This is a genomic window from Buttiauxella agrestis, assembly GCF_900446255.1.
GTDB classification, from domain to species: domain Bacteria; phylum Pseudomonadota; class Gammaproteobacteria; order Enterobacterales; family Enterobacteriaceae; genus Buttiauxella; species Buttiauxella agrestis.
The window spans coordinates 4,524,528-4,539,630 of record NZ_UIGI01000001.1 but is presented as its reverse complement, the minus strand read 5'-3'; the positions used below and the strand labels follow the sequence as shown (position 1 = coordinate 4,539,630).

Annotated in this window: 15 protein-coding genes; 4 read left to right on the top strand and 11 right to left on the bottom strand. The window is 53.5% G+C overall.

The features are described 5' to 3' along the window. Positions 1-54: 54 nt before the first annotated feature. From phnK to phnC, 9 genes are all read right to left on the bottom strand, one after another. Positions 55-813: a phosphonate C-P lyase system protein PhnK gene (phnK, locus tag DY231_RS21540; protein ID WP_115631471.1), complete on the bottom strand. Its 759-nt coding sequence runs from the start codon at positions 811-813 to the stop codon at positions 55-57. Further along, positions 810-1,658 (bottom strand): alpha-D-ribose 1-methylphosphonate 5-phosphate C-P-lyase PhnJ, encoded by an 849-nt coding sequence (phnJ, locus tag DY231_RS21535; protein ID WP_115631470.1) that lies wholly within the window; start codon positions 1,656-1,658, stop codon positions 810-812. Before phnJ ends, phnK begins: the two co-directional genes overlap by 4 nt. Beyond that, a complete protein-coding gene (locus DY231_RS21530; RefSeq protein WP_115631469.1) occupies positions 1,651-2,715 on the bottom strand; it encodes a carbon-phosphorus lyase complex subunit in 1,065 nt (354 codons plus the stop codon). The genes phnJ and DY231_RS21530 overlap by 8 nt, the downstream gene beginning before the upstream one ends. After that, positions 2,715-3,299, bottom strand: a complete 585-nt coding sequence (gene phnH / locus DY231_RS21525) for a phosphonate C-P lyase system protein PhnH (RefSeq protein WP_115631468.1) — start codon at positions 3,297-3,299, stop codon at positions 2,715-2,717. The genes DY231_RS21530 and phnH overlap by 1 nt, the downstream gene beginning before the upstream one ends. Next, a complete protein-coding gene (gene phnG, locus DY231_RS21520; RefSeq protein ID WP_034492571.1) occupies positions 3,296-3,757 on the bottom strand; it encodes a phosphonate C-P lyase system protein PhnG in 462 nt (153 codons plus the stop codon). The genes phnH and phnG overlap by 4 nt, the downstream gene beginning before the upstream one ends. Beyond that, positions 3,758-4,483 carry a phosphonate metabolism transcriptional regulator PhnF gene (phnF, locus tag DY231_RS21515; RefSeq protein WP_034492573.1) on the bottom strand — a complete coding sequence of 242 codons (726 nt, stop codon included), beginning with the start codon at positions 4,481-4,483 and terminating at the stop codon, positions 3,758-3,760. It abuts the gene before it with no gap. A gap of 16 nt (positions 4,484-4,499) precedes the next feature. Further along, on the bottom strand, positions 4,500-5,282 hold the full coding sequence (gene phnE, locus DY231_RS21510) for a phosphonate ABC transporter, permease protein PhnE (RefSeq protein WP_115631467.1): 783 nt from the start codon (positions 5,280-5,282) through the stop codon (positions 4,500-4,502). Between the two features lie 111 nt (positions 5,283-5,393). Then, a complete protein-coding gene (gene phnD, locus DY231_RS21505; protein ID WP_115631466.1) occupies positions 5,394-6,410 on the bottom strand; it encodes a phosphonate ABC transporter substrate-binding protein in 1,017 nt (338 codons plus the stop codon). 34 nt (positions 6,411-6,444) lie between these two features. After that, positions 6,445-7,227 (bottom strand): phosphonate ABC transporter ATP-binding protein, encoded by a 783-nt coding sequence (gene phnC / locus DY231_RS21500; protein WP_115631465.1) that lies wholly within the window; start codon positions 7,225-7,227, stop codon positions 6,445-6,447. Positions 7,228-7,417: 190 nt separating this feature from the next. Here phnC and DY231_RS21495 point away from each other — a divergent pair, with 190 nt between their 5' ends. Then, complete coding sequence (locus tag DY231_RS21495) at positions 7,418-8,632, top strand: phospholipase effector Tle1 domain-containing protein (RefSeq protein ID WP_115631464.1); 1,215 nt, start codon at positions 7,418-7,420, stop codon at positions 8,630-8,632. 92 nt (positions 8,633-8,724) lie between these two features. Here DY231_RS21495 and yjdN read toward each other — a convergent pair whose 3' ends face one another. Both yjdN and DY231_RS21485 read right to left on the bottom strand, forming a co-directional pair. Next, on the bottom strand, positions 8,725-9,165 hold the full coding sequence (gene yjdN, locus DY231_RS21490; protein WP_115631463.1) for a VOC family metalloprotein YjdN: 441 nt from the start codon (positions 9,163-9,165) through the stop codon (positions 8,725-8,727). Between the two features lie 155 nt (positions 9,166-9,320). Further along, positions 9,321-9,656, bottom strand: a complete 336-nt coding sequence (locus DY231_RS21485; RefSeq protein WP_115631462.1) for a zinc ribbon domain-containing protein YjdM — start codon at positions 9,654-9,656, stop codon at positions 9,321-9,323. A 384-nt stretch (positions 9,657-10,040) separates the two neighbouring features. On the opposite strand from DY231_RS21485, the gene crfC reads away from it, so the two are divergent. The 3 genes from crfC (at position 10,041) to DY231_RS21470 (ending at position 15,102) form a co-directional block, all read left to right on the top strand. Then, positions 10,041-12,407 (top strand): clamp-binding protein CrfC, encoded by a 2,367-nt coding sequence (gene crfC, locus DY231_RS21480; RefSeq protein WP_115631461.1) that lies wholly within the window; start codon positions 10,041-10,043, stop codon positions 12,405-12,407. Further along, positions 12,404-13,261 carry a diguanylate cyclase regulator RdcB family protein gene (locus DY231_RS21475; protein ID WP_115631460.1) on the top strand — a complete coding sequence of 286 codons (858 nt, stop codon included), beginning with the start codon at positions 12,404-12,406 and terminating at the stop codon, positions 13,259-13,261. Before crfC ends, DY231_RS21475 begins: the two co-directional genes overlap by 4 nt. A 197-nt stretch (positions 13,262-13,458) precedes the next feature. Beyond that, positions 13,459-15,102, top strand: coding sequence for a ShlB/FhaC/HecB family hemolysin secretion/activation protein (locus DY231_RS21470; protein WP_115631921.1), 1,644 nt, complete (start codon positions 13,459-13,461; stop codon positions 15,100-15,102). Position 15,103 lies beyond the last annotated feature (1 nt).

The window sequence follows — 15,103 nt, the reverse complement described above, 5'->3', positions numbered from 1 at the left end:
GGTTCGTCGTTCGTAGGTCGGATAAGACGCGTTAGCGTCGTCATCCGACAAATGTCAGTTCTGCAACACCGATGACACCAACAACTGGGTATACGGGTGGTGCGGATCGTCCAGCACACGGTCGGTCAGGCCGCTTTCCACCACTTTTCCCTGTTTCATCACCAGCAGGCGGTCGGCCAGCAAACGCGCCACGCCCAAATCGTGGGTGACAATCACCACCGCCAGGTTGAGCTCACGCACCAGGCCGCGCAGCAGGTCGAGCAAACGCGCCTGCACCGAAACATCCAGCCCGCCGGTTGGCTCGTCCATAAACACCAGTTTCGGGTGCGTCACCAGGTTGCGGGCGATTTGCAAACGCTGCTGCATCCCGCCGGAGAAGGTGGTCGGCAGGTCGTCGATGCGCGAAGCCGGGATTTCCACCTCTTCTAACCAGCGCTCGGCGGTGGCACGAATGTCACCGTAATGGCGTGCGCCGGTTGCCATTAAACGCTCGCCGATGTTGCCGCCCGCGGAAACATGGCGGCGCAGGCCGTCCATCGCATGCTGGTGAACCACTCCCCACTCGGTGCGCAACAGGCGGCGGCGCTCGCCTTCGCTCATGTCGTACAGTGACGAGTCGAGATACACCACTTCGCCATTCTGTGGGGCGAGGCGTGCGGAAATGGATTTCAGCAGCGTGGTTTTACCGGAGCCAGATTCGCCGACAATCCCCAGCACTTCGCCAGGATAAAGCTCGAATGACACGTCGCTGAAGCCTTTGCCCGGTGCGTACAGATGGGTCAGGTTATTGACCGAAAGTAAGGGTTGAGTCATGAGCTTGCGGCCTCGCTGTTCTGGCGGCAGAAATCGGTATCGGAGCAGACGAACATGCGGTTGCCCGCGTCGTCGAGCACCACTTCGTCAAGGTAGCTGTGGTGCGAGCCGCAAATCGCGCAAGGTTCTTCCCACTGCTGGACGGTAAACGGATGGTCGTCAAAATCGAGGCTTTCGACGCGGGTGAACGGCGGCACCGCGTAGATGCGTTTTTCACGCCCGGCACCGAACAGTTGTAGCGCGGGCATCATGTCCATTTTCGGGTTGTCGAATTTCGGGATTGGCGACGGGTCCATCACGTAGCGTTCGTTCACTTTCACCGGGTAGGCGTAAGTGGTGGCGATATGGCCGAAACGGGCGATGTCTTCGTACAGTTTCACCTGCATCACGCCGTATTCTTCCAGCGCGTGCATAGTGCGGGTTTCGGTTTCACGCGGTTCGATAAAGCGCAGCGGCTCAGGGATCGGCACCTGATAAATCAGGATTTGATCTTCCGTCAGCGGCGTTTCCGGGATGCGGTGGCGCGTCTGAATCAGCGTGGCGTCGGCGGTGGATTCGGTGGTCGCCACGTTGGTGACGCGCTTGAAGAAGTTGCGAATCGACACCGCGTTGGTGGTGTCGTCTGCGCCCTGGTCAATCACCTTCAGCACGTCGTTTTCGCCAATCACGCTGGCGGTGATCTGGATGCCGCCGGTTCCCCAGCCGTAGGGCATCGGCATTTCTCGCCCGCCAAACGGCACCTGATAACCCGGAATCGCGACCGCTTTGAGAATGGCGCGACGCAGGGTGCGTTTGGTTTGTTCATCCAGATAAGCAAAGTTGTAGCCGGAGAGTGCCTTAGTCACGATGACGTTCCTTTTGCAGACGTTTGAGCAGTTCCAGTTCGGCCTGGAAATCGACGTAGTGCGGCAGTTTCAGGTGCGAGACAAACCCGGCGGCTTCGACGTTATCAGCGTGGGCCAGCACAAACTCTTCGTCCTGCGCCGGGCCTGCCACCGTTTCGTCGTAATCCGGCGCTTGCAGCGCGCGGTCAACCAGCGCCATCGCCATCGCTTTGCGTTCGCTCATGCCGAACACCAGCCCGTAGCCGCGGGTGAAGTGCGGGTCTTCATTTTCCGGGGCGACAAAGCCGTTGACCATTTCGCACTCGGTAATCAGCAGTTCGCCGATGTTGACTGCAAAACCCAGCTCTTCCGGCACAATTTCCATATCGACATAGCCACTGCGAATCTCTGCGGCAAACGGGTGATTGCGTCCGTAGCCGCGCTGAGTGGAATAGGCGAGGGCCAGCAAATAACCTTCGTCGCCGCGCACCAGTTGTTGCAGGCGCGAGGAGCGAGAACACGGGTAAACCGGCGGTTGGCGGGTGATGTCGTCAGGTTTCTCGCCGTTATCTTCTTCGGCTTTCGCCAGCCCCTGTTTTGCCAGCAGGCTGAATACGTGCGGCGCGGGTTCGGCGTGGTCATCAGCGGTTTTAAGCTGTGGCGCTTCGCCGTTTGCCAGCAAGGTGAAATCCAGCAGACGGTGGGTGTAATCGTAAGTCGGGCCGAGTAATTGCCCGCCCGGCACGTCTTTATAGACCGCAGAAATTCGGCGCTCGATGCGCATCTCGGCGGTGTTCAGCGGCTCGCTCACCGCCAGGCGTGGCAGCGTGGTGCGGTAAGCGCGCAACAGAAAGATGGCTTCGACCATGTCGCCGCTGGCCTGTTTGATGGCGAGAGCGGCGAGTTCCCGGTCGGCAATGCCGCCTTCGGTCATCACGCGATCCACTGCCAGGCCAAGCTGCTGCTCGATTTGCGCGACGCTTAGTTCGGCCTGGTTTTGATTGCCACGGCGGTTGTGTTCCTGCAATTGATGGGCGGCGGCTATTGCCTTCTCGCCCCCTTTGACGGCGACGTACATCAGCACACCTCCACATGAGTGGTGCGAGGGATTGCCAGCAGGCGGTCGCCGCAGGTGAGAATCAGGTCGATGCCCAGCGGGAACGGGTGCGGGCGTTCGGTGAGTTCGTGGATCACGCAGTCCGGCAGTTGTGGGGCAATCATGCGTTCTTCGCGAATACCCGCGCCGGTTAAGCGCAACATGCGCCCGCCGCTCAGGCTCGGCACCTGCAAAATCAGCGTCGCGCTGGTGTCGGGGGCGACGTCTGTGCCTTGCGCCAGCGCGTTGAGCTGCCCGGCGGTGATTTCTGCGTCGGCAACGGCAAACTGCGCGTGCTCAGGCGTCAAGGAAATTGAAGCATTTGTATGAAATCGGACATTTTGCAGCGTGACGTCATTGCTCAGCGCGTCGCTAATCCACACCGGAGTGTCGTTATCGGCAAGCGTCAGCAGCACGCTGGTGGAGGCGACATTCAGCGGTTTCCAGCCATGTTGCAGGGAATGCAGTGCGACGATTACGCCCGGCTCGCTCATCGCTTTTAGCAGGCGACGGAAACTCTGTTGGGCATCCTGGACGGGCAGGTTGAAAGCGGTCATCAGGGTCATGCGTTATCTCCGCGAACCAGAGTGAAGAAGTCGACTCGGCTGCTGTTAATTTGGGTGCGGCGAGCAGCTAAACGCTGTTCGCGATTTGCGGCCAGAGGCGCAATGACGGTTTCTTGTAAAGTCTGAAATCGAACTTTTTCCTGCATTAGCGCGTCGATCACGGCACAGCGTTCGGCGTGGGCTTTGTCGCGCCCTAATAAGTAGCTGTAGCCGTAAGTCCCGTTGGCGAGCTGCACCACGGCGCGGGTGAGCGTGGCGTCACCGGCAAAAAAGCGTTGCCCGGTTGCGCCCATTCGCGCCTGAATTTGTGCAAGTCCGGTTTCGGCCTTGCGGATAACTTGATATTCAGGGTTGAGATTTTGTTCTGCCCAAATGGCGGCCAACTCTTGCGGCAGGCTGTGGGCGAGCACGGCCATCCACTGCTGGCGCTGTGCGGTGTCAAAATGCGGTGCGTCCATTTAGTGCTCCATGGTGAATTCAATCATGTCGGCGCGCGTCAGGCTGACGGAGTATTCCGCAGGCGAGGCGTCACCTTCATGGTGGTTGAGAGTGCGCACGCACAGCAGCGGAGACATATTCGGGATCTCCAGCAGGCGACTTTCTTTGGCCTGAGCGCGGCGTGCGCTGATGCGTGTTTGGGTGCGGGTGAGGTTGATACCGAGTTGGGTCTGAATCACGTCGTGCAGCGAACCGCTGGTGAACTGTTGCAGCGTGGGCCACCAGGCCAGTTCCGCAAAGTAATGGTCAATCAGGCACACCGCGATGCCGTTAACGCGGCGCAGTGTGCGCAGGTGAATAATGTTCTCGCCTTCGGTGACGCCGAGCGCGTCTGCCACACTATTTGAGGCCGGGCGCAGTACCGCGAGTAAGCGCTCGCTGGTGGGGTGGCTTCCCTGGTCGAGCAGGTTCTGGCTAAAGCGGGCTTGCGAATTTAACGGGTAGTCGAACGGGCGCATCAGCACTAACACACCAATCCCCTGGCGGCGCTGCACCCAGCCTTTCTCAACTAACTGGTCGATGGCGCGGCGCAGCGTGTGGCGATTCACTTCATAACGCGCTGCCAGTTGGCTTTCGGCTGGCAGGTAGTCGCCGCAGCGGTAGTTTTTACGCAGCTCCACTTCGAGCAGGGCGGCGATTTCCTGGTAACGCGTCGGGTAACTGGTCGGATGTCTGGATAAGTGCATTTTCAACAAAGCCTCGTTAAATGAAATGCTTACGTAACCGTTGCGACATGAAATCCAACAGGCTGACGGTGACGATGATGACAATCATCAGCGCGCAGGTTTGCTGGAACTGGAATCCACGAATCGCTTCCCAAAGTGTGACGCCAATCCCGCCTGCGCCCACCATACCAACCACCGTTGCCGAACGGACGTTCGACTCAAAGCGATACAGCGAGTAGGAAATCAGCAGGGGCATCACCTGCGGCAGCACGCCGTAGATAATCTCTTCAAGTTTGTTGGCGCCGGTGGCGCGAATGCCTTCTACCGGGCCGGGTTCGATAGCTTCCACCGCTTCAGAAAGCAGTTTGGACAGCACGCCGGTGGTGTGAATAAACAGCGCTAAAACGCCAGCGAAGGGACCCAGGCCGACGGCGACCACGAACAACATGGCAAACACCATTTCGTTGATGGCGCGGCAGGCGTCCATCAGGCGGCGCATCGGCTGGTAAATCCACCACGGCACCAGGTTGTCGGCGCACATCAGGCCGCAGGGAATGGAAAGCACGATGGACAGCGCTGTGCCCCAGACGGCGATTTGTAGCGTGACGCCCATTTCACCGAGGTATTGTTGCCACTGGCTGAAATCAGGCGGGAAGAAATCGGCGGCGAAGGTCGCCATGTTGCCCGCATCGCGGAACAGAGTCAGCGGAGCCATTTCCGCGCCTTGCCAGGACGCAACGAGGACCGCTAACAAAATCGCCCAGCTCAGTAGCGAGAACCAGCTACGTTTTGGTGCGGCGACCTGAATGGTTTGTTGCATGAGGTGCTCCGTGTTTGGGTTTGGCTTAACACTGTCGGGTGACGCTGCGCTTACCCGACCTACAAGGAAAGGTTTTGTAGGGGGATAAGCGAAGCGTCATCCACCAACAATTTACTGAACCGCTTTATTCACGTTGCTCATCGCAGAAAGCGCGGCGGTCAAACGATCCAGGTCACTAAGCTGGTTTTGCAGGGCAGTGACTTTGGTGGCTTTTTCCGGCTCGGCTAACCCTTTGTTGTCCTTCACACCTTGCATCTGTTTAAACAGGGCGAGCTGGCGAATCGGCACCAGTTGCAGGTCGCTGGATGGGCGGAACGGCGCCCAGGTCAGGCCTTTCAACACCGCGGCTTCTTCTGGCGTTTTGCCGTAAGTCATGAAGAAGTCATAGATTTTGTCTTTGGTGGCTTCAGAAAGATTTTTACGCCACACGATCGGATCGCCTGGGATCAACGGGGATTTCCAGATGACTTTCAGATCTTTGAATTTCTCAGGGGCGGTTTGCTTCAAACGATCGAGGTTTTCAGTGTTGTTGGTCGCCACATCCACCTGTTTGTTCGCCACTGCCAGCGCGTTGGTTTCGTGGTTGGCATTCACTGAGCGTTTGAATTCGTTCGGTGCCGCGTTGTTCTTGGCGAAAACGTAGTATCCAGGGACCAGATAACCCGAGGTTGAGTTAGGGTCGCCGTTGCCAAAAGTCAGTTCTTTGCGTTTCGCTAACATGTCTTGCAGATTATTGATTGGGCTGTCTTTGTTAACGATCAGCACGCTCCAGTAACCCGGCGATCCGTCAGCCGCTACCGTCTGAGCAAACACCTGGCCGTTGGCGCGATCCACCGCTTCCATGGCCGAAAGGTTGCCGTACCAGGCGATATCCACTTTGTTAAAACGCATACCCTGAATGATCCCGGCGTAGTCCGGCGCGAAGAAAGCATTCACTTTCACGCCCAGTTTCTTCTCCATATCCTTCAGGAACGGTTCCCACTGCGGTTTCAGGTTTTGCTGGGATTCGGTGGAGATAATGCCGAAGTTCAGGGACTTTTCTTGCTCATCCGCATGGGCTGCGTTGAACAGGGCGCTAACGCTCAGGAGGCTGGTAAAGGCGAGTGCTTTTACGGCTTTGTAGCTCATGGCTGACTATTCCTTGAAGTAGATAGCAAAGTGGTTAAGCAGCAACCGCATCAACGCGATTTATGCTGCGGTAAAGATTTCCCAGCCGTTCGTTGTCGAACGCCGAGCTGCTTCCGTCGTAAAAAACATGACCCTGGCGCAGGGCGACAATGCGTTCGCAATAGCGCAGGGCGTAATCCACCTGATGCAGCGTCACCACGACGGTGATGCCGTCCAGACGGTTAATGTCGTGCAGCGTTTCCATCACGATGCGTGCGGATTCCGGGTCGAGTGAGGCAATCGGCTCATCGGCCAGAATCACTTTCGCCTGCTGCATCAGCGCCCGGGCAATCGCCACGCGCTGCTGTTGCCCACCGGACAGGGTGGAGACGCGTTGATACGCAAATTGCGCCATGCCGACGCGGGTCAGCGCCTGCAACGCACGTTGCTTTTGTTCGCGGGTAAACCAGTTAAAACAGGTGCGCCAGAACGGCGTGGCACCGAGTGCGCCGATCAGCACGTTTTCGAGTACCGTCAGGCGATTCACCAGGTTGAACTGCTGGAAGATGTAGCCGGTGTGAGCACGACTCTTGCGGATATCGCTTGCCAGGCGGCCCGCTTTTTGGACGGTGCGGCCAAGCAATTCAACGTGGCAATCGGCTGATTTATCAGAAGTAATCAGGCCGCTCAGATGACGTAAGAGAGTGGATTTGCCTGAACCAGACGGCCCCAGCAAAGCGACCATCTCACCTTCATTGACTTCCAAATCAACAGCATTTAATACCTGATGCTGGTTGAAGGTTTTGCTCAGTTTGTTGACGCGAATAATAGTTTGCATCACACGGCTCCTTAAAAAGTTGCCTCATGGTGCCGATGAAATGTGACGATTTTGTTAAGGATAAGTGTACATATGATGAAGAGTGAGTCTCGGCCTGGAAGTCATCAGGCTAATCAACTATTTGTCGTATTGTTTAGCGTTTCGTTTTTGGCTTTGCTTACAGATACCCTCTGGCCTTGGGAATTCAGCAATGAGCAAAAATATTATTTTTTGTGCCGATGGCACATGGAGCGCTCCTGGTGTTGAAGAACAAGCGGATGACGAAGCCGCGGCAAGTAATGTTTATCAGTTATTTGTTGATTTAAAAGGTGCCGTAGACCAGCAAAGTTTGCTGCTGGCAAATGAACAAGAAAAGACGCTTACCGATAACAGCGGCAATGTGCTGCAAGTGGCCAAATATATTCATGGCATGGGCGATCCGCATAACGGCCTGGTAAAACGACTGGGCGGCGCATTTGGTGCGAGCCTGATCATTCCGATCATTCGTGGTTATACGTTTATTAGCCGCCACTGGCAGCCTGGCGATCGGATTTATATTGTCGGATTTAGCCACGGGGCTTATACCGCGCGAATGCTGGCAGAAATGATCGTCGATCGTGGGTTGCTCAATCGTGAAAGGCTGCATTTAAACGTGCGCAATAAAGAAGAAGCCTGGCGTTTTGGTTCGTCCATTTGGGCGCAATATCTGGCTCATGCGCCGGATATGAGCCCGAGTATTTTGGGCAGCCTATTGCGCGAGCTTCCGGGGTTTTTCTGCGACAGCGTCGATCCCACTTGTATTACGCGCCCGGCTTCCATTGAAGCGGTTGCGGTCTGGGAAACCGTCGGGCAGATGGGCATTCCTAAATATTTCAACGACAAGCGTTACGGTATTTTTCGCTTTAACAGTACGGAACTGCATTCGCGGGTCAAATACGGGCTACAGGCAATTGCAATAGATGAACAACGCGTGGATTTAACCCCGGTGCTGTGGGACAACCGCGACCGTATTTTGCAGGTGATGTTTCCGGGTATTCATCATGATGTGGGCGGCTATTACAGCGGCACTGATGAAGATCGCTGTTTGTCTAATGGCGCGTATTTGTGGATGCACGATGCGCTCGATGATTTGGGCATTCATTTGGCGCGGGGCGAAGTGGTGTCTGATGCGCTTGGCCCGATGCACTGTGAATGGTATCCGCCAACGCGCTATTTGCGCATTATGCCGCGCCAGCTTCCTGCCCCCGTCAGCTCGTCAATGATGGTGCATCAGTCGGTTATCGAGCGGCTTAATGGGGGGAAAACGTTGCTGCAACAGTCGGCGATAAGCGGGGAGTGGCAGACCGGGCCTTATGTTCCGCATCCACTGCTGGATTACCTGCATGCGGCAAACGTGATTCCCATTAATTGGGCGATTGCGCGGTAAAAAGATAGAGAATGGGTTGCGTAGGGTGGATAAGCGCTAGCGTCATCCACCCTTTTCGTCAGATTTGTCGGATGACGCTGCTGTACGACCGGTTACATCGGTTTTTCGACATTCACCATCCACGGAATACCGTATTTATCGGTCAACATGCCAAAGCCTTTTGCCCAGAAGGTTTCCCCCCACGGCATGGTGACATCGCCCCCGGCAGAGAGGTTATCAAACCAGCGTTTGCCCTCGTCGACATCTTTGCTGGTAAGACTCAGCGCGTAACCCGTGTGTTTCACTTTATCGGCGCACATATTGCCGTCACTCATCATCACTTCGCCGCCGCTAATTCGTACATTGGCATGCATGATTTTATCGTCAGGCCAGTTAAATCCGCTGCCGCAACCCTCGGCGGTGTCGCTTGCTTCATCCTTCGGCATTTCGCCAAAAGTCATTTTAAACAGTAACTCAGCACCGACGGCTTGCTTGTAGAACTCGATAGCTTCTTCGCAGGTGCCGTCAAAAAAGATGTAGGGGCCAATAGACATGGTCTAATTCCTCATAGAGAGAGATTATTTTATGGACAGAACAAGTTTAGATGCGGGGCGCGGGGCTAGCCAGGCGGGGGGAGGGATCTTATGTCCGGTACGGTGATTATCCGTTCAGGTGAACGGAAAATCACCGTCCTGCCATTGCAGCTTAACTAGTTCTTCTTCACAAACTCAGACTTCAGCTTCATCGGGCCAAAACCATCAATCTTGCAATCAATGTTATGGTCGCCTTCAACCAGACGGATACCTTTGACTTTAGTACCAATCTTCAACATCGAAGAGCTGCCTTTAACCTTCAAATCTTTCACTACGGTGACGTTATCGCCGTCTGCCAGCAGGTTGCCATTGGCATCTTTAACAATCAGTTGGTCGCTGTCTTGCGCCGGTTCGGCATCATTCCATTCATGGGCACATTCCGGGCAAATAAACATACCATTGTCTTCGTAGGTGTACTCGGAACTGCATTTAGGGCAATGAGGAAGAGTCATGTTAGTCGTCTCGAACATTAAAATTTTAAAAATAGCGTGTTACCGCCAAAAGTGGCGCGATTATACATTAAAACCTTACTTTTGTGGGGAGAAATGGCGTGGCACTTATTGCCGTAAGGAAAGCAGCAATAAGAAAGTGCTATTTTAAAACGTTATTTAATTGCCAAATTCGCGACGAAAATACAGAATTGGATTATTGAAATGCGTTATTGTATTTCCTCTCGGCTATTTGTCTGGGCACCTTTCATATGAAAATTAAACCTTAATTATAATATTAACGAATAAATGATTTCCGCACGTAATTATAATTACCGGTACTGCATTCCCACAAAAATATAAAGACTTTTAAAAATCCGCGTAATTTGATTTAAGTAAGGATTTTTTATGCACACACAAGCAATATTTGAGTTAAGTCAGGAAGCAGAACGGTTATTGCAACTCGCCCTGCAAAACCTGAATACTTTAAAAACAACCTCTTTTACGACGCAGCATAACAATAATTATTTCGCTCAACAGTCAACAGGCAAGGTTGCAGCCTCGCAATTTTGCCCACGCAGCATTCAGGCGCAACAGGCGCTACTGCAAAATGAGCTACGGAAAATAACCCAGCATGAAATGGTGCTGGCGATAGTTGGAACGGTAAAAGCGGGAAAATCCACCACCATCAATGCCATTATTGGGACGGAAGTTTTGCCCAATCGCAACCGTCCGATGACGGCGTTACCGACGCTTATTCGCCATACGCCCGGCCAGCGTGAACCGGTGCTGCATTTTCCCTATGTTCAGCCCATTGAAAAGCTGATGGAGGTATTGCAAACCCGTTTGCAACAAGCGGACAGCAAAACGCTGACAAAACATCTGGAAATTGACAAGGATATGGCGGGGTTATTAACCCGAATTGCCGAAGGAAATTCATTTGCTAAGCATTATCTTGGTGCGCAGCCAATATTTCATTGCCTGAAAAGCTTGAATGATCTGGTGCGCTTATCCAAAGCGCTGGATGTGCCTTTTCCATTTAAAGCCTATGCCGCAATTGAACATGTTCCGGTCATTGAAGTGGAATTTGTCCATCTTGCAGGAATGGATGAAACCCATGGCCAGCTGACATTATTAGATACGCCTGGGCCAAATGAAGCCGGGCAGCCACATTTGCAAAAAATGCTTCAGGAACAACTGGCGCAGGCATCGGCAGTGCTGGCGGTGCTGGATTACACCCAATTAAAATCGGTTTCTGATGAAGATGTGCGTAAAGCTATTTTGGGCGCAGGAACTTCCGTCCCGCTTTATGCGCTGGTGAATAAGTTCGACCAGAAAGATCGCAATAGCGACGATGAAGACCAAATTAAGACGCTGATTTCTGGAACCTTAATGAAAGGGGCAATCGATCCCAGCCATGTTTTCCCGGTGTCATCAATGTGGGGATATCTGGCCAATCGCGCTCGCCATGAACTGACATTACACGGCAAATTACCGCCTCCCGATGAGCAACGTTGGGTGCAGGATTTCGCTGACGCCGCTCTTGGCCGTCGCTGGCGCAATGAAGATCTGGCGGATGCTGATGCCTTGCGCCACGCGGCAGAATTACTGTGGGAAGATTCGATGTTTGAAGCGCCGGTCAAAACAGTGCTCCATGCCGCTCATGCTAATGCGTCGATGTACGCGCTGCGTTCTGCCTGCCAGAAATTGCTGAACTACACCCAGCGCGCGGAAGATTACCTGAATTTCCGTTGCCAGGGCCTGCAAATTGCCAGCGAGCAATTGCAGCAAAATATCGCAGCACTGGAAGATGACATGAATCTGGCGGCGTCCAGCCAGCAGACGGCCAATATCGTTGCACGCAATAACGTCAAGCAAGCCATTGATGCAATGGGTGATTTTATTCGTCGCTATGAGCTGCAAATTATCACCCACATTGAAGATTACTTTCGCAATGGCATGGTGCCAGAAAAACTCACGCGCCAGGCGCTCTCGTTTGGCACTCAGCGCGGGCGCGACTTTGACGCCCGCCACGCCACTCTCAGCTTTGACGACGAGCCTTCGGCGCAAATTGCGCTGCACAGAATTCGCGCTTCATGCGAAGTCATTCTGACTGCCGCACAGGAAAAAATGACCGAGGAGTTAACTCATCTTTTCAGTTATCTCGAAGTCGAACTGGCCGATACGCTGCGAAATACCCTAAAACCGATTGAATCTCGCGTTACGCAGGGGCTAACGCAGGCCGGATTTCGCACCAATATTAGCCTGCCGGTGTTTCACGTCGGCTTATTAAACTTCAATGCTAATCAGGCATTTAACGAGCTTATCGAAGAGCAAGATATTCCCGTCGCACGATTACGTCGCCCGGAGGGAATGCGTGGAACAGTGGCCCGTTGGCTCAATAGTGACGACTGGGGCTGGGAAGGCTACACCGTCATGCAAAGTCGCTACGTGATTTCCCTGGCCGATGTGCAACACAGGCTGTGCCAGCACGTGGCGGAGTTCTTGTTGCAGCTTAACCAGAACATGGCGGCACAAATCGAAATGTCTGTAACGGAGGGAATGACCGCCTTCTTCGCTGATTTTTCGCAGGCGCTGGATGCGATACGCCTGAACCTGCAACAAAGCCTGATGGCACGTTCGCAAAATGAAGAGGCGGTGATGATCTTGCGCCAGCAGCTTCAACAGTGTGTCCGAACCACACGCTATATCCACGAGGACACCCGCCTGTTGCGGGATGATATTCAGACGCTTTTTACGGTAGAACAGCAATGAGTGGTTTATTACCCGGAACGCAAACACGCGCTTTGGAATGTGTTGCAGAGAAGTTTGTCGTCGACTTTGCCAGAAACAGTGGTGCCATGCGCGAATCGTGGCGCAGTCAGCACAGCAAAGCCTTTTATCAACGTCTGACGAAGGAATTCATCGGCCAAAGTCAGTTGCAGAAATGGGCGCTGGACGACGTATTACTGGATGCGCCAGAAGTGACGTTGGCGATGCTCGGACAACTTTGCCAGCGGGTTGCCAAAAAGCACCGGGCGATGGTCAAGGTACATGAGAGCATGCGTACGCGTGTCCCCTATGATGTTCCTGAGATTCGCCAGCAGTTCATGCAGTTACAGCAACTGCTGGCGCAGCGTATCGACAAACTGGAAATTCAATTGAACGGCAGCGATATGACCCATCTGGGGCTGGTGCATTGCGAGCAGGTTATTGCCCGCTGGCAGTCCGGGCATTACTCGGCATTTTCTCCGGCTGGTCGCTGTTATATCGCGCTACAAGAGCTGTATTGGGGCGCGTTTGGTGAGGCGCTACGCTTCGGTAATGCGTTGCAAACCACGGAGTTAATTGAGCAAGCACGTGCGCTGGCTATCAGGCAATTAGCGCAAGATGTGAATGCGTCTGTCCGCACCCGCCATTACTACTATGAATGGCTGATGTTCCCAACAACGCCCGAAATGATGCAAAGCAAAGAAGCGTTGGCATGGCTTGGCGATGATTGTGACGGCGAAAAACACCCGGTTAGTTTTGCTACAACGCAGACACATCAGGGCGTTTCACTGGGGATGCCGCGTATTTGTTCGGCAATGCGGCTGGGTAGTGCGATGGTCGATGAAATGTTTAGTTAAGCGTGGCTTAAATAATCATTATTGCGCAGCGTGCCTCAGAGTTAACATAATAGGTTGAACATGATCAAAGGATATGGTCATATTCACCCAATTATAAGTTTCAATTAAATTCTATGTCAGTGTGTGTATTTTCGCACTGGCACTTATATTCATGGATGAAATACGTGCGTAATAAAAAGAATATCACCCTCTACGCTATGGTGTGTTGTATAGCGCTATCTGTTACTCCCTTATTTGCGGCACCACTCAGCCCTGCCGATCGCGATTTAATTCGCCAGGGTCAACAAGATTTATTACAACAAAATCAACAGCAACGAGATGAATTACAGCGCAGCGCTCCTCTTGTGCAACCTGCCCAGCCAAAGCCTGTGGCAAGTTCTGGTCCTTGTTTTACTATTCACACCATCAATATTAATAATGCCACGCTGCTTTCCAGTCAAAAACAAAAAGAATTTAAGCAACCTTATATCGGCCAATGCATTGGCATGGATAAAATCACGCAATTAACGCGAGAAATATCTGATTGGTATATTCAGCAGGGTTATATAACCAGCCGCGCTTTTCTCACCGAACAAGATTTATCTCAGGGGGAATTAAAGATTGCGGTGCTGGAAGGGCGTCTTGAGAAAATACATCTCGAAGGCGCTTCATCAAGACAGTTAACCATGGCGTTTCCGGGCCTGGAAGGTGAAATTCTCAACCTGCGTGACATTGAACAGGGCATGGAGCAAATCAACCGCTTACGCAGTAATCCGGTGCAGATTGAAATTCTGCCCAGTGAAAAACCGGGCTATTCCATCGTCAACCTCACCGCCACGCCGGAGTTTCCGCTCAGTGTTTCACTGGGGTTCGATAACAGCGGCCAGAAAAGTACCGGCACCGGACAACTCAACGGGTCACTGACGGGCAATAACCTGCTGGGGCTGGCGGATAAATGGTTTGTCAGCGGTGCGCGCAGCAGTGACTTTTCTTCCTCTCATGATGCCCAAAGTGTGCAGGCCGGGCTGAGTATCCCTTACGGATACAGCCTGTTTGATTACAGCTACAGCTGGAGCAATTACCTCAGCACCATTGATAACAATGGCTTCGGCTGGGCGTCAACGGGCGACAGCCAGACACACCGTTTTACCGCTTCGCACGTGCTATTTCGCAATGGCGATATTAAAACCGGCGCCTCCATCGGCCTGACCCACCAAATCAGCAATAACTACCTTAACGACGCAAAGCTCGACAGCAGCAGCCGCAAACTTTCCAGTCTGCTGTTTGGCCTGAACCATACGCAAAAAATCTTCGGTGGCGTGGCGACCTTTAACCCGACCTTCAGCCATGGCGTGCCCTGGCTAGGTGCGGAAAACGACAACGGCAAAAACGACAACATGCCGAAAGCCGAGTTCAAAAAATGGAGCGCGAATGGCAGCTTCCAGCTTCCAGTCACCAACGATTTATGGTGGCTGACCAGCGTTTACGGGCAATGGTCGCCAGACCGACTTTACGGCAGCGAACGCCTGACAATCGGCGGCGAAAGCTCGGTGCGCGGTTTTAAAGAGCAGTATTTATCCGGCGATAACGGCGGCTACCTGCGCAACGAACTCAACTACACGCTATTCACTTTGCCGTTTATCGGCCAGGTCAGCAGCGTCGTGGCTCTTGATGGCGGCTGGCTGCAAAAAGACAACAAAGACCCCTGGGCCTCCGGCACGTTGTGGGGCGCAGCGGTAGGGTTATCAAGCGCTAACCGTTATTACTCCAGCCAGTTCACGGTGGGAACACCGTTGCAATATCCGGACTGGCTCGCACCTGACCACGTCAGCATTTATTACCGCATCGCGTTTGTGATTTAAG

Coding starts and splice junctions, on each gene's coding strand:
- phnK (WP_115631471.1), bottom strand. CDS start 813: ATGACTCAACCCTTACTTTCGGTCAATAACCTGACCCATCTGTACGCA.
- DY231_RS21530 (WP_115631469.1), bottom strand. CDS start 2,715: ATGTACGTCGCCGTCAAAGGGGGCGAGAAGGCAATAGCCGCCGCCCAT.
- phnH (WP_115631468.1), bottom strand. CDS start 3,299: ATGACCCTGATGACCGCTTTCAACCTGCCCGTCCAGGATGCCCAACAG.
- phnG (WP_034492571.1), bottom strand. CDS start 3,757: ATGGACGCACCGCATTTTGACACCGCACAGCGCCAGCAGTGGATGGCC.
- phnF (WP_034492573.1), bottom strand. CDS start 4,483: ATGCACTTATCCAGACATCCGACCAGTTACCCGACGCGTTACCAGGAA.
- phnE (WP_115631467.1), bottom strand. CDS start 5,282: ATGCAACAAACCATTCAGGTCGCCGCACCAAAACGTAGCTGGTTCTCG.
- phnD (WP_115631466.1), bottom strand. CDS start 6,410: ATGAGCTACAAAGCCGTAAAAGCACTCGCCTTTACCAGCCTCCTGAGC.
- phnC (WP_115631465.1), bottom strand. CDS start 7,227: ATGCAAACTATTATTCGCGTCAACAAACTGAGCAAAACCTTCAACCAG.
- DY231_RS21495 (WP_115631464.1), top strand. CDS start 7,418: ATGAGCAAAAATATTATTTTTTGTGCCGATGGCACATGGAGCGCTCCT.
- yjdN (WP_115631463.1), bottom strand. CDS start 9,165: ATGTCTATTGGCCCCTACATCTTTTTTGACGGCACCTGCGAAGAAGCT.
- DY231_RS21485 (WP_115631462.1), bottom strand. CDS start 9,656: ATGACTCTTCCTCATTGCCCTAAATGCAGTTCCGAGTACACCTACGAA.
- crfC (WP_115631461.1), top strand. CDS start 10,041: ATGCACACACAAGCAATATTTGAGTTAAGTCAGGAAGCAGAACGGTTA.
- DY231_RS21475 (WP_115631460.1), top strand. CDS start 12,404: ATGAGTGGTTTATTACCCGGAACGCAAACACGCGCTTTGGAATGTGTT.
- DY231_RS21470 (WP_115631921.1), top strand. CDS start 13,459: ATGGTGTGTTGTATAGCGCTATCTGTTACTCCCTTATTTGCGGCACCA.